This window comes from Bacillus sp. JJ1474, from assembly GCF_036965225.1.
Lineage (GTDB): Bacteria > Bacillota > Bacilli > Bacillales > Cytobacillaceae > Cytobacillus.
Genome location: NZ_JBALPC010000050.1, coordinates 23,463 through 36,549, shown reverse-complemented (window position 1 = coordinate 36,549; position 13,087 = coordinate 23,463). Strand labels below are relative to the sequence as shown.

Below are 13,087 nucleotides of genomic sequence, written 5' to 3'. Positions count from 1 at the left end.
GATTTGGTCTGCTGATTAAAATGCTATTTACAAATTTTCTACATTCAATGATTCCAATTAAAACGTAACTTCCACATCGCCATCTTTAGCAGTGATATTTAGTCTATGACTTCCATTTCCTTCATTTATAACGTGTTTTTCATAGTCAGTATTATTAACGGTTATATCCCCAAAAGAATTTAGGATGCTATAGTCTATTTCTGACTCCTTATTTAGAAGGTGCACCTGAACATCGCCAAAGTTGGAACGAATAGAGGTGGTTCCAAAGAGTAAACCATGGATAGCGATATCTCCGTCATTGCTTTGAATATTCAACCCTTTGCTGCTAAAGTTTCGGAAAGTGATATCGCCAAATTGATTATTCAAAACGGTCGATGCTGCGTTCAACTTATCAAACTCGGCATCGGCATCATTCATCACAATGACTAGTTCTTCTGTAGTCACATTTCTTCCATTTATATCTCCATACTGATTAACAATTTTTAGTTTATTTGCTTCCACGTTATTGAAAATAAGATCCCCATCATTTGAATCAATGCTTATTTTATCACTACTTACCCCTTCCAATCGAACATCGCCAAATTGGTTATTTATGAGGATTTCCGAGAATTTCACTTTTTTAGGAACATAGACCTTAATGACGTTGTCCGGGATGCTAGTAAAAGTCAGATTTACAAATAGCAGCGGAACATTTTGCTTACTTTCTTCTATAACAAGCGTATCATTGTCAACTTTGTAGTTGATTTCAATTTCTTCTTGTCTTTCAATCTTTAATCTATACTCATTTGAAGGGATAACTTCAATATCGACATCATTGAGATTGCTAGTAATCTTTGTAAAAGCAGGGAGAGGCAATTCCTCTATTATTTGATCTTCTAGTCCTAATACTTTAAATCCATCCTTCGTATTTGTAATCCCGAATTTAGCTCCAGCAGTGAGGCCAATGACCGCAAGCACGATCCCAATGACAAGCATCCCGCTAGCAATCATTGTTAATACTTTCGTCTTCTTCTTCAATTAAATCGCCTCCTTACGTCTTCTCGTCACTTTATCAAATAACCTCTTTAGCCATTTTGCTAAGGCTAAACTCATACTTTTAGTAACGGATACTAGCGGCGAGAATAATAGAATGCCAATTCCAGAGGCAATCAATCCAGTTCCTACAAAGAAAAGAGAAGTCTGCCAATGCTGCCCAATAACTGAGAAGCCAGCTACTATGCTGACTATTCCCGATAAGGTTAAAGCTGCGATCGTTACAAAGAAAGTAAAAATAAATGCTACACACACAATTACTGCGGAAAAAACTAGAGCAAAAACTGAAATGAGCAATGGCAAAGCAATTGGTGAAGCGAGAATTGCTAGAATAATAAACCAAATTGCAGAAAATCCCTTTTTAGCAGACTCAGATTCAGTATCCAATCCTTTTACTGCATAATCGGCTAAAATTTGTGAGGCTACCTGGGCAGGTGAACCTAATTTTCCAATTACATTTTGAGTATTTTCTTCTCCTGCTTCATCAAAATATTCACTGTAATAATCTAAGGCTGCATTTACTTCTTCATGTGGCAATTTCCTAAGTTTGCGCTGCAATTCCCTTAAATACGACTCTTTATTCACTTTTTAATCCCCCTAGTAAAACCGTATCAATTTTTATTTTATAATCTGTCCAATCCCTGAGCAGTTCTTCATATTTAGCTCGGCCGCTATCTGTAATCCGATAATATCTTCGGTTTCTTCCTTGGAATGGCTGATCATAGGTTGTTAAATACTCACCTTTTTGCAATCTGCGCAGTACAGGGTAAAGGGTTGATTCAGAAATATCCATCACCTCGCGAACCTCCTGGGTCAGGGAATATCCGTAAGCATCCTCCTTCGCTAAGATTGCAAGTACACAGGCATCAAGTAGCGCTGATCCAAGTTGAAAAGACATAGCTGCACCTCCTATTGATAGTATTATATTGCCGCATATATTATATGTCGTATAGTATGTGTGTTAATGATATTATATGGCGTATAATATGATATGTCAACATACATAAATTTAATCTTATTAATGGCCGCCACTAATATCACTCATTAGAAAATCTCCATAATCCTAAATTATCCAACACACTGATTTAATCCATACGTGAATTGGGTATACTTTAGTGGGAAAAGTCCCTTTATTTCCCTTAAAATTTTGTTTTTCATTTATAAAAAGGTTTACCTTCACCTTCAATTTTTTTTATGCTAGAATCCTTCTAGTAGGGGGCTGTACAGCGATTTTTAAATGGAAAACAATTGAGAATTAAGTCCCTTAAATATTAATGATTAACTAATAGAAGGAGGGGTATATGATGCATCTATTGCCACGTGAAATTGACAAGCTCATGATTGTCGTGGCTGCTGATCTTGCCAAACGCCGGAAGGATAGAGGATTAAAATTAAATCATCCAGAGGCTGTTGCTCTCATTACTTATGAAGTAATGGAAGGTGCAAGAGATGGGAAAACAGTCGCCGAACTTATGGAGTATGGAGCAACGATTTTATCAAGAGAAGATGTCATGGACGGAATACCAGAAATGATTAATGATATTCAAGTCGAAGTGACATTTCCAGATGGAACAAAATTAGTCACTGTACACAGTCCAATCAGATAAACAGGAGGTTCGTTACATGCTGCCAGGTGAGTACATCTTAAAAGAGGAAGATATTATCATTAACGAAGGAAAAGAAGTCTTTATTATTTCTGTTACGAATACGGGAGATCGCCCTGTTCAAATAGGATCGCACTTTCATTTTTACGAAGTGAACGAAGCGCTCCAATTTGACAGGGAAAAAGCTTACGGCAAGCGATTACATGTCCCTGCTGGAGCAGCTGTTCGTTTTGAACCTGGCGATGAAAAGGAAATCCAGCTTATTCCATTCGCAGGCGAACGCCGTGTATACGGTTTCAATAATAAAGTAGATGGCGCATTAGAAAGTAGGGATAATGGATGAGTTTCAAAATGTCCAGAAAACAGTATGCTGAAATGTATGGGCCAACAACTGGCGACTCTATCCGTCTAGCAGATACTGACTTATTTATTCAAATTGAGAAAGATCATACAACCTACGGAGAAGAGGTTGTTTTTGGCGGCGGGAAAGTGATTCGTGACGGTATGGGGCAGCACCCTCTAGCAACACGCGGAGAAGGTGTAGCAGATACTGTTATTACAAACATCGTTATTTTTGATTACACAGGTATTTATAAAGCAGATATAGCCATAAAAGACGGCAAGATTTCTGGTATCGGAAAAAGCGGCAATCCGCTCATCATGGACAATGTAGATATTATCATTGGTGCCGCTACTGAAATCATTGCTGGAGAAGGCTTAATCGTAACAGCTGGGGCGATCGATACGCATGTGCATTTTATTAATCCAGAACAAGTGCAAACAGCATTAACATCGGGCACAACGACATTAATCGGCGGTGGAACTGGACCAGCAGCCGGATCACGGGCTACGACCGTTACTCCAGGCGAATGGAATATTCACCGTATGCTGGAAGCTGCTGAAGGGTTGCCGATTAATGTTGGCTTTACAGGTAAAGGCCATGCTGCATCCATCGCGCCTTTAGCTGAGCAAGTGAAAGCTGGCGTTATCGGATTAAAAGTTCACGAAGACTGGGGAGCCACTGGTTCATCCCTAGACTATGCACTAAGAGTTGCGGACGAATATGATATTCAAGTTGCTCTTCACGCAGATACATTGAACGAAAGCGGATTTATGGAAACGACAATGGCTGCTGTGAAAGATCGAGTTCTGCATATGTATCATACAGAAGGAGCTGGCGGAGGACATGCCCCCGATTTAATCAAATCTGCGGGATACCATAACATCCTGCCTTCATCTACCAATCCAACCCTCCCTTATACAGTAAATACAATTGATGAGCATCTTGATATGGTTATGGTTTGCCATCATTTAAACCCATCTGTTCCGGAAGATATTGCGTTTGCAGATTCAAGAATTAGAAGGGAAACGATTGCTGCTGAAGATATTCTTCAGGATATGGGTGTGTTCAGCATGGTCAGTTCCGATGCGCAGGCAATGGGCCGTGTAGGAGAAGTCGTTTTGCGCACTTGGCAAGTAGCCGATAAAATGAAGAAGCAAAGAGGCATTATGTCTGGTGACAGTCAATATGCAGATAATAATCGTGCAAAACGCTATATTGCAAAATATACGATTAACCCAGCGATTACCCATGGAGTTTCTAACCATATCGGGTCGATCGAAATTGGGAAAATAGCAGATTTAGTTCTTTGGTCTCCTAAGTTCTTCGGGGTCAAGCCTGAAATGGTCCTGAAAAATGGACTTGCCGTAACTGGACTAATGGGGGATGCCAATGCTTCCATCCCAACTCCACAACCGTATATTTACAGACCAATGTATGCCCAATTCGGAACAGCCTTATCGAAAAGCTCGATTACCTTTATCTCTCAAGCTGCATTTGTTGAGGGGGTTCACGAAAAGCTTGGACTGAAAAAAATGATTCTTCCTGTAGGCGGCATTCGGACCCTAACAAAAAAAGATATGAAATTAAATTCAGAAACTCCGGATATAACGGTAGATCCGCAAACTTATGAAGTGAGAGTAAACGGTGAACTATTAACTTGTGATCCAGTGGATACAGTTCCATTGGGACAGCGATATTTCTTATTCTGAGGTGAAAAGATTGATAATTGAACAGGTTGTTACAAACTTAGATCAAATGGATCAAGAAGAAATTAATAAACGCCATATTGAAAAGGTATACTTGGAAAGTGCCCTTTTAGTCAAGCGAATCCAGAGGGTAAAAACAGATCACGGCAATGAACTTGGCATTCGTTTAAGAGAGCCGAAAGACCTATTAGCTGGTGATGTTCTCTACATGGACGATCACAATATGATTGTTATCGATGTGCTGACAGATGACCTACTTGTCATCAGCCCACGAAGCATAAATGAAATGGGGGTAATTGCTCATCAGCTTGGGAACCGCCATCTTCCAGCTCAATTTGAAGAAAATGACATGCTCGTTCAGTATGACTATTTAGTTGAAGAACTGCTGCAAGAGCTTGGCATTCCTTTTACACGGGAAGATCGAAAAGTAAAGCAAGCATTCCGCCATATTGGTCACAGTCATGGATAATCGAGTTCTCTCTCTGTTTCAGCTATGCGACTCCAATTTTCCTACAGGAGCTTTCAGCCACTCCTTCGGCTTAGAGAGCTACATCCAGGAAGACAAAGTGAAAGATTCAGAGACTTTTTACGAGTGGCTTCAAGTATATTTGCATGAACAGCTCATTTATACAGATGGGCTTGCCTGCCGGATAACTTATGATGCGCTTCTAACTGAAGATTTTCAAAAAATCTGGAAACTCGATCGTTTAATTACCGTCCAAAACTTACCAAGGGAAACACGCCAAGGCACGCAAATGATCGGAGCGCGAATGCTAAAGCTTATTGAATCTTTATATGAGATGGAAATCCTCTCGCAATATAAAGAAAGAATTACAAAGAAACAATCATTCGGCCACCCAGCCATTGTTTTTGCCCTAGTTGCACATGGCCTTGGAGTGACGAAGCAAGATGCCATCCTTTATAATTTGTACTCGGCCATTTCCAGCCAGGTTCAAAACGCGGTACGGGCTATCCCGTTAGGCCAAACAGCAGGACAAGTTATCACACATAAATTTCAATCCGAATTATCTCGGGCAGTTGAAAAAATCCTTCAGCTTCCCGAAGATGACTTCGGCATTGTGTCCCCAGGCCTTGAACTATCTCAAATGAACCATGAACGAGTAAATATTCGTATATTTATGTCTTAATTTTTTATAAAAGCAGTAAAGGAAGTGTTTGAATGGAAGCAATTAGAATCGGAGTTGGAGGACCTGTTGGAGCAGGAAAAACGATGCTCATCGAAAAATTAACCCGTCATCTTGCTGATGAAATAAAAATGGCGGTCGTAACGAATGATATTTACACAAAAGAGGACGCAAAGTTTTTAATTCAGAACGGTGTTTTGCCTGAAGATCGCATTATCGGGGTTGAAACAGGCGGCTGCCCTCATACAGCTATTCGCGAAGATGCTTCAATGAATTTCGCTGCCATAGATGAGTTAGTCGAGCGCCATCCAGATGTCGAGCTTATCTTTGTGGAAAGCGGCGGAGATAACCTTGCAGCCACTTTCAGCCCAGAGCTAGTAGACTTCTCTATTTATATTATTGATGTTGCACAAGGCGAGAAAATTCCGCGCAAAGGCGGACAAGGGATGATTAAATCAGATTTATTTATCATTAACAAAACAGACCTTGCTCCTCATGTCGGTGCCAGCCTTGAAGTAATGGCTCAGGATACGAGAGTTTTCCGCGGAGAAAAGCCATTCTTTTTCACAAATTTGAAAAAGGACGAAGGTCTCCCTGAAGTGATTGACTGGATCAAGAAGCATGCATTATTAAAAGGATTAGAGTAGGATGACAGACTGGACTGGCGTATTAACTTTAGATCTTGAAGACAGACACGGGAAAACCGTTGCGAAAAATGTGTATTTTCAAGGCGCATTCAAGGTCATGCGGCCGGTTTACCATGATGATTCAGGTCAGGTTTGCTATTATCTTCTAAATCCCGGCGGCGGCTATTTAGACGGCGACCGGTACCGAATGAAAGTAACAATCGATGAAGGTGCCAAAGCTACTTTAACAACGCAGTCGGCAACAAAGGTGTATAAGACGCCAAATGACTATGCCTACCAAGAGACTGAGATTTCTCTTAAGAAAGGCAGTTATTTAGAATATCTTCCTGATCCTTTAATCGCTTATCAGCATGCTCGCTATAAGCAGAAAACCGTCATTCGTATGGAAAAAGGGGCAACGTTTCTTTATACAGATATTTTAACCCCGGGCTGGTCTCCGACTGGGGAAAAGTTCACCTATCATTCTATTCAGTTAATCACTGAGATCTATTTAGATGATCAACTTGGTGTATTTGATCACATTAAGCTGGTTCCCGCTCAGCAAAAAATAACTGAATTAGGATTTATGGAAGGATATACACATCTTGGTTCAATGATCGTAATCGGCGAACAAACGGAAAACGGTCTGCTGGATGAATTATATGAGACGATCAAATCAGAAGAGGGAAACATTAAATTCGGCTTATCTAAACTAGAAGTACCAGGATTTACTGTTAGAGTTCTTGCCAACTCGACCCAAATAATAGAACGAGTTTTCGCCAATTGCCATCGTCTCATTAACGAAAAATGGTTTAATCATACACCTCAATCTTTAAGAAAATACTAAGAAAAAAGTCCCGGAATGAGCAGTAGGATTCTGGGACCTATTTTTGTAAAACGACTTAACTTTCCTTGCAATAAATGAATATATAGTTTAATCTAGGAAAAACTTTAGCTGAAACCTTTATGAGGAGGTTAAGTATGCCTGATGAAAAACCAGTAATTGAAAATTTTGAGGTTGAAAAACTTTACGAGGACCGCCCACATGAGCGACACGCTTTCACATTTAAGGTTCAAGGTGATGAATATAAAGGACATTACCATGAGGATGAGATTATATGGCTTCATCCACACCCAAAACAAATGATTGGCGAAAGTAAAATTGACACGATCGAAACGACTATACATTCATTGATGAGACAACATGGAATTTCAAGCGGGATTGAGGATTTAGAATTAATGCCCGCATTTGAAGACCGTATGCACGAACGGCAAGCATTTACATTGCAAGTTCACGGTGAAGAATTTAAAGGCTTTGTACATCAAGGAGAGATTCAGTGGTTCCACCCGCAGCCAATGCATAAGCTTGGTGATGACCATATTGAAGCGATTGAATCAGAAATCCATGAAAAAGTTGCAGAACAAACAAAGAGAGAAGAATAGCAGAAGGACGGTTCTCGTACTTCAGAAGTACAAGAACCGTCCTTTCTCTTCTTATTTTCTATCCCACTCTTCAATATTCCATAATACACCGAACCCGTGATGTCCTAACGTACGTGTACTGATGCCGGTCACATCTTTATTCACTCCATAAAGTGCTTCCAAATAAACTAGAAAATTATAAGGCGGATCGATTGCCAGCTCCTCTTGGAAACCTTTATAGAAAGCTTCTCTTTCATCAATATTTGTTGCTGTACGTGCTTTCATAAGAAGCTCATCGACTTTTCCGTTTTGATAGGCCCCAAAATTATATTGCCCATCGCCAATTTCACTGCTATGGAAAAGACGGAATGTGTGATCATCTGGATCAAACTCACTTCCCCAGCCAATAATTAATGCCTCTTCTCCATCATATTTTACTGCATTCCGGTCAACAGGTTTCGGTACCACCATTATGCCAAGCGGCTTTAACTGTTCAGAAACGACATTCGCAAGTGCGACACGAATTTTATCTTGAATCGGGGAAACGAGTTCAAATTCAAATCGTTTTCCGTCTTTTGTTAAGACCCCATCTGATCCTTTTACCCAGCCGGCTTCAGCTAGAATCTGCTTCGCTTTTTCTATATTGTACGAATACCATTCTTTTTGCGGAACTCCTGCCCAAGATTTCTGCAAAGGTCCCCATGCAGGCTCTCCCTTCCCAGCTAGTACCCCTTTGACTAATTCTTCCCGATTTACCGCAAGATTCATCGCCTGGCGGACACGCTTATCTTGAAATAACGGCAAATGCATATTATACATCACGGCACGATAATCCGCTGTCGATACTTCATGCACCGCATAAGGATCTGTTTCTTTAACGCCTGCCAGCTGATTCGGCTCCAATAAAGCTAAATCGATTTCTCCCGTTTTCAACTGTAATGCACGTGTATTGGCATCCGGAACAGCTTTGAAAACCACTTCATCTAGCTTCGGCACCTGTCCGTAATAATCATCATTCCGTTCTAGCACAATCGTATGATCGTTTTTCCACTCCTTTAGCTTGAACGGGCCATTCCCAATTGGCTGTTGATTAAAATCCGTTTTATTTAGATTCTCATCACGCAAAATATGCGCGGGCACGATACCGACTTTCAGCTTATCCAAAAGAGGTGGAAAAGGACGATGAAGAGTTATTTTTACTTCAAACTCCCCAATAGCTTCAACTGACTTAATTTCATTAAATTCACCTGAAATAGGTGTATTTGTTGACGGGTCTTTAATTTTATTAAATGTAAAGGCAACATCCTCAGCAGTTACCGGTTCTCCATCCTGCCATTTAGCGTCTTCACGGAGTTTAAAGGTATAGATTAAATTGTCCTGAGAAATCTCCCAACTCTCCGCTAAATCAGGTTTTACGTTATTATTCTCATCTGGCTTTGTTAAGCCGCGAAAAAGAAGGGCATCAATTTCCTGACTTTCATCTAAAACAGGATTCACTTTTTCAATTTCTGTTTCCGTACCATAAACGAGTTGCTTCTTTTTGGGTGATTGAGCTTGTTCTGAATTGCTTTCGCTACAGCTCGTTAAAACAATAAGACTAAAAATAGAAACGATCGCTAAAATTAGTTTTTTATACATGAATCTCTTCCCTCTCATTTCTTTTCAGCCCTCTATTAGAAGGATTGAGTATCGGCATATAAGACAAAAGCGCTTGTGTGTATTCGTTCTTGGATTGGCAAAGTTCGTCTGAAGGCAATTCTTCAACAATCCTTCCTTCATTCATGACAAAAATCCGCTGACAAAGCGCCATTGCTGCGCGGATATCATGTGATATAAAAAAAATAGCCATTTCTTCAAGTTCATTCAATGACTGGATTAATGAAATCATTCTTGCTTGTGAGCTCATATCGAGATTGGCAAATGGTTCGTCCAACACAATGAGCTCTGGTTCTACTAACAGTGCCCTAGCAAGTGCAACACGCTGCCTCATCCCCCCAGAAAGTTCATGAGGATATAATGACATCGCAAATGAAGGAAGCTCTACTTTCTGTAAAACAGCTGCTACTTCTTCTTTTTTATTTCCTTCGCCTTTTTTCCAGTAGTCAAATCCTTCGCCAACAACTTTCTCTACTGTCCAGCGCGGGTCAAAAGAGGCTATCGGATCCTGATGCACCCATTGAACACCTCTTCGCAACTCTTTTTGGCCATACCACGAAACCGTTCCCTTGCTGCATGTCTCAAGGCTTAGCATAAGGCGGGCAAGAGTGCTTTTTCCTCCTCCGCTTTCGCCAATTAATCCAACTATTTCTCCAGCATGAATTTGCAATGTCACATCTCGGACAGCTTCGAATTTATCTGATCGAAACCACTTTTTCTTGTGAAATGTTTTAGAGACATTTTCTACTCCCATTATTGGTTTTTCTTCTTTGATAGGATAAACCATGGATGGATCCGATAGTAACCAATAATTTTCCAGCAGTTCTTTGGATTGATCCGACTTAGGATTTGCAAATAATTCTTCAGCTGATGCCTGTTCAATGACTTGTCCATTGCTCATCACAATCACATCATCGGCCATTTCAGCCACCACACCTAAGTCATGTGTAATAAATAGAACCGTTCCGCCTGATTCCTCCTGCCATTGACGTATAAGTGATAGAATTTCAAACTGAATTTTCACGTCAAGGGCAGTCGTTGGTTCATCAGCTATTAACAGTGTTGGATTCAACGCAATAGCTATAGCCATTTGCACACGCTGTCTCATGCCGCCCGATAATTCGTGTGGGTATGAACGGAAAACATGCACAGGGTCCTTCATTTTCACTAGCCGCAAAAGTTTTATCGCTTCTTCTTTTGCCTCCCTTTTCTTCAGGGAAGTGTGGGCCTTGAAGAGCTCCATAAAATGGGATCCAATCGTTCTAAGCGGATCGAAGGTTTGCCATGTATCTTGAAATACAAAACCTAGACTTTTGCCACGGTATTCCCGTTTCCGTTTACCACTCATCATTTGCACAATTTCCCCTGAAAATGTCACAGAACCTGAAGTAACTGTTACTTCCTGAGGCAGTAAGTCAATAACTGCCCTTGCAGTTAAGCTTTTACCAGAGCCGCTCTCTCCAATGAGTGCGGTGATCGTTCCTTTCCGAATGCGAAAAGAAGCATTTACCACTAAATCTATGTCAGGAAGAGAGATTGTGAGATTCTCTGCTTCAAGAAGATAATCAGTCATATTTTCCTCCATTTCTGAACTGTGGACCGGTTAAGCGATCTTGCAACTCATCTCCTGCAAATGTAATGAAAAGAACGGTAAAGGTTATACAAATTCCTGGAAATAAAGCCAGCCACCAAGCACCTCCCAGTAAATAACTTTGTGCACCCATCAGCATATTTCCCCATGATGGTTCATGTGGAGGAATACCAATTCCAAGAAAGCTTAGTGTTGCTTCGGCAAGTACGGCATGGCTGATTCCGCTGACGGCAAGGACTGCGATAGTCGGCCAGCATTGCGGCAGCATATGCCGGTGCAATAATTGCAAAGGTGTAGCGCCGATCACGGTTGAAGCTTGAATAAAGATCTCATTCTTCATCGTCAGTATTTCTGTTCGGACTAGACGGGCAATAGTCATCCAGCTTGTCAGACTAATCACTAGAATGATAGACATCAATCCTTTAGGCAATAGGAGCTGTAGGATAATCATGAGCAGCAGTGAAGGGAAGCTTAGAGCAGCATCCACAATCCGCATCATGATCCGGTCCATGATACCACCAGCAAAACCGCTTATCGCCCCATAACTAACCCCTATGACGATTGAAACTGTCATAGCGGCGGCACCGACTAAGAGAGAAACACGCCCTCCATACAAAAGACGTGTTAGAACATCCCGTCCAAGTTCATCTGTTCCAAATAAATGTCTTGATCCAGGGGGCTGAAGAACCTGATCCATCCTGATAGACAGCGGGTCATAAGGTGTAAGAAAAGATGCCATCCCGACAGAAAAAATAAGAAGCAAAAAAGAGGAAGTTGCTATAATTAGCTTCCACTGACGTTTCATTCTCATTTCTTTCCCTCCTCAAGCAGCTGAGAACGCAGGCGCGGATCCATCCATGCACAAAGGAGATCAACTAACAAGTTTATCGCAATGACAAAAACCATACTTAATAAAATGACGGCTAATAATACAGGGTAATCATGTGCTAGGGCAGCCTTTAAAGATAGTCTGCCAAGTCCTGGCCACGAAAAAATAGTTTCTATGACTACAGAACCTGCAAGCGCTACAGCAAGTGACATTCCTGTATAGGATAGAAAGGGGATTGAAGCATTTGGCAGCAAATGATTCAACAAAATTCTACGTTCCTCAATCCCCCGAGCTTTTAAAGCAAATATAAATCCATTATCTTTCGTTATGTTTATATGATTTCGAAGGAGCCTGATATAATAACCGGCATGTGATAAAGCGAGGACTAATGAAGGCATAAGTAAATATCGAAGTTGTTCGCCCCATCCTCCTTCCCCCATTCCGGAAGTCGGCAGTACGCCTAAATAAACGGAGAAAAAAAGCATTAGCATAAGTGCGAACCAAAAAGGCGGTATGGACATAAATAGTAAACTAACCCATGTAATCACTTGATCAAAAAAAGATCGTCGAAACAATCCGGATACGACACCAAACACGCCAGCAAGCAGAAAAATAATCAAATGGGATGACATCATAAGAATAAATGTAGGCTGCAGCGCTTGGATCACCAATAAGGTCACATCTTCCCCCGAAATGAAGGACTGCCCCCATTCGCCTTGTAATATTTGGGAAAGCCACTTTCCATATTGGACCGGGAGCAGATCATGAAGTCCAAGGTTTTCAGTGATGCGAAGTCTGTCCGCCTCACTCATTTTTTGGAGCTGTTCCCCATAAAGTGCAGCTGCTGGATCTCCTGGCAGCAACCGAATAAATATAAAGCAAAGCATGCTTCCAATGAGTAAAACTATGAATGATTCAGCAAGCCGCTTCAAAATAAATAGACCCATTTACATCCTGCTTTCTAAAAATAAACCTATAATTGCGGAAACACATGACCAAGTTTTCCTCTTGTATCTTACCATATTTTCATTCATATATTAATATATATAGAAAGCCTAAACTACTATTCTTTCTATTAGACACTTTCCCGTTTGCCCTCAGTATCTCCGCGAATTTTAAATGTACTCAGTTTT

15 protein-coding genes are annotated in these 13,087 nt (G+C 40.8%); 8 read left to right on the top strand and 7 right to left on the bottom strand.

What is annotated here, in order from left to right:
• Positions 1-57 precede the first annotated feature (57 nt).
• Genes V7164_RS07925 through V7164_RS07915 form a run of 3 tightly spaced genes read right to left on the bottom strand, consistent with a single transcriptional unit; the run spans position 58 to position 1,930 of the window.
• A complete protein-coding gene (locus V7164_RS07925; RefSeq protein ID WP_335353829.1) occupies positions 58-1,017 on the bottom strand; it encodes a DUF4097 family beta strand repeat-containing protein in 960 nt (319 codons plus the stop codon).
• Positions 1,018-1,617, bottom strand: a complete 600-nt coding sequence (locus V7164_RS07920) for a DUF1700 domain-containing protein (RefSeq protein WP_335353828.1) — start codon at positions 1,615-1,617, stop codon at positions 1,018-1,020.
• Entirely contained in the window at positions 1,610-1,930 is a 321-nt protein-coding gene (locus V7164_RS07915) for a PadR family transcriptional regulator (protein WP_066290971.1), read from the bottom strand. Before V7164_RS07915 ends, V7164_RS07920 begins: the two co-directional genes overlap by 8 nt.
• Before the next feature lie 406 nt (positions 1,931-2,336).
• Between V7164_RS07915 and V7164_RS07910 the strand changes: the two genes are divergently transcribed.
• From V7164_RS07910 to V7164_RS07875, 8 genes are all read left to right on the top strand, one after another.
• On the top strand, positions 2,337-2,639 hold the full coding sequence (locus tag V7164_RS07910) for an urease subunit gamma (protein ID WP_315666234.1): 303 nt from the start codon (positions 2,337-2,339) through the stop codon (positions 2,637-2,639).
• A 16-nt stretch (positions 2,640-2,655) separates the two neighbouring features.
• Entirely contained in the window at positions 2,656-2,979 is a 324-nt protein-coding gene (gene ureB, locus V7164_RS07905) for an urease subunit beta (RefSeq protein WP_335343797.1), read from the top strand.
• Positions 2,976-4,688 carry an urease subunit alpha gene (gene ureC / locus V7164_RS07900; RefSeq protein WP_335343796.1) on the top strand — a complete coding sequence of 571 codons (1,713 nt, stop codon included), beginning with the start codon at positions 2,976-2,978 and terminating at the stop codon, positions 4,686-4,688. Before ureB ends, ureC begins: the two co-directional genes overlap by 4 nt.
• A 10-nt stretch (positions 4,689-4,698) precedes the next feature.
• Positions 4,699-5,154, top strand: a complete 456-nt coding sequence (gene ureE / locus V7164_RS07895; RefSeq protein ID WP_335343795.1) for an urease accessory protein UreE — start codon at positions 4,699-4,701, stop codon at positions 5,152-5,154.
• Positions 5,147-5,833: an urease accessory protein UreF gene (locus V7164_RS07890; protein WP_335343813.1), complete on the top strand. Its 687-nt coding sequence runs from the start codon at positions 5,147-5,149 to the stop codon at positions 5,831-5,833. Before ureE ends, V7164_RS07890 begins: the two co-directional genes overlap by 8 nt.
• Before the next feature lie 32 nt (positions 5,834-5,865).
• The gene (ureG, locus tag V7164_RS07885; protein ID WP_335343794.1) at positions 5,866-6,477 is read left to right on the top strand and encodes an urease accessory protein UreG; all 612 of its coding nucleotides are present in this window, start codon (positions 5,866-5,868) and stop codon (positions 6,475-6,477) included.
• Between the two features lies 1 nt (position 6,478).
• Complete coding sequence (locus V7164_RS07880; RefSeq protein WP_335343793.1) at positions 6,479-7,303, top strand: urease accessory protein UreD; 825 nt, start codon at positions 6,479-6,481, stop codon at positions 7,301-7,303.
• Between the two features lie 134 nt (positions 7,304-7,437).
• The gene (locus V7164_RS07875) at positions 7,438-7,899 is read left to right on the top strand and encodes a hypothetical protein (RefSeq protein WP_335343792.1); all 462 of its coding nucleotides are present in this window, start codon (positions 7,438-7,440) and stop codon (positions 7,897-7,899) included.
• A 51-nt stretch (positions 7,900-7,950) separates the two neighbouring features.
• Here V7164_RS07875 and V7164_RS07870 read toward each other — a convergent pair whose 3' ends face one another.
• Genes V7164_RS07870 through V7164_RS07855 form a run of 4 tightly spaced genes read right to left on the bottom strand, consistent with a single transcriptional unit; the run spans position 7,951 to position 12,901 of the window.
• On the bottom strand, positions 7,951-9,516 hold the full coding sequence (locus V7164_RS07870) for an ABC transporter substrate-binding protein (protein ID WP_335353827.1): 1,566 nt from the start codon (positions 9,514-9,516) through the stop codon (positions 7,951-7,953).
• On the bottom strand, positions 9,509-11,107 hold the full coding sequence (locus tag V7164_RS07865; RefSeq protein ID WP_335353826.1) for an ABC transporter ATP-binding protein: 1,599 nt from the start codon (positions 11,105-11,107) through the stop codon (positions 9,509-9,511). Before V7164_RS07865 ends, V7164_RS07870 begins: the two co-directional genes overlap by 8 nt.
• The gene (locus tag V7164_RS07860) at positions 11,100-11,936 is read right to left on the bottom strand and encodes an ABC transporter permease (protein WP_335353825.1); all 837 of its coding nucleotides are present in this window, start codon (positions 11,934-11,936) and stop codon (positions 11,100-11,102) included. Before V7164_RS07860 ends, V7164_RS07865 begins: the two co-directional genes overlap by 8 nt.
• Entirely contained in the window at positions 11,933-12,901 is a 969-nt protein-coding gene (locus tag V7164_RS07855) for an ABC transporter permease (RefSeq protein WP_335353824.1), read from the bottom strand. Before V7164_RS07855 ends, V7164_RS07860 begins: the two co-directional genes overlap by 4 nt.
• Positions 12,902-13,087: the final 186 nt, after the last annotated feature.

Coding starts and splice junctions, on each gene's coding strand:
- V7164_RS07915 (WP_066290971.1), bottom strand. CDS start 1,930: ATGTCTTTTCAACTTGGATCAGCGCTACTTGATGCCTGTGTACTTGCA.
- V7164_RS07910 (WP_315666234.1), top strand. CDS start 2,337: ATGCATCTATTGCCACGTGAAATTGACAAGCTCATGATTGTCGTGGCT.
- ureB (WP_335343797.1), top strand. CDS start 2,656: ATGCTGCCAGGTGAGTACATCTTAAAAGAGGAAGATATTATCATTAAC.
- ureC (WP_335343796.1), top strand. CDS start 2,976: ATGAGTTTCAAAATGTCCAGAAAACAGTATGCTGAAATGTATGGGCCA.
- V7164_RS07890 (WP_335343813.1), top strand. CDS start 5,147: ATGGATAATCGAGTTCTCTCTCTGTTTCAGCTATGCGACTCCAATTTT.
- ureG (WP_335343794.1), top strand. CDS start 5,866: ATGGAAGCAATTAGAATCGGAGTTGGAGGACCTGTTGGAGCAGGAAAA.
- V7164_RS07880 (WP_335343793.1), top strand. CDS start 6,479: ATGACAGACTGGACTGGCGTATTAACTTTAGATCTTGAAGACAGACAC.
- V7164_RS07875 (WP_335343792.1), top strand. CDS start 7,438: ATGCCTGATGAAAAACCAGTAATTGAAAATTTTGAGGTTGAAAAACTT.
- V7164_RS07870 (WP_335353827.1), bottom strand. CDS start 9,516: ATGTATAAAAAACTAATTTTAGCGATCGTTTCTATTTTTAGTCTTATT.
- V7164_RS07865 (WP_335353826.1), bottom strand. CDS start 11,107: ATGACTGATTATCTTCTTGAAGCAGAGAATCTCACAATCTCTCTTCCT.
- V7164_RS07860 (WP_335353825.1), bottom strand. CDS start 11,936: ATGAGAATGAAACGTCAGTGGAAGCTAATTATAGCAACTTCCTCTTTT.
- V7164_RS07855 (WP_335353824.1), bottom strand. CDS start 12,901: ATGGGTCTATTTATTTTGAAGCGGCTTGCTGAATCATTCATAGTTTTA.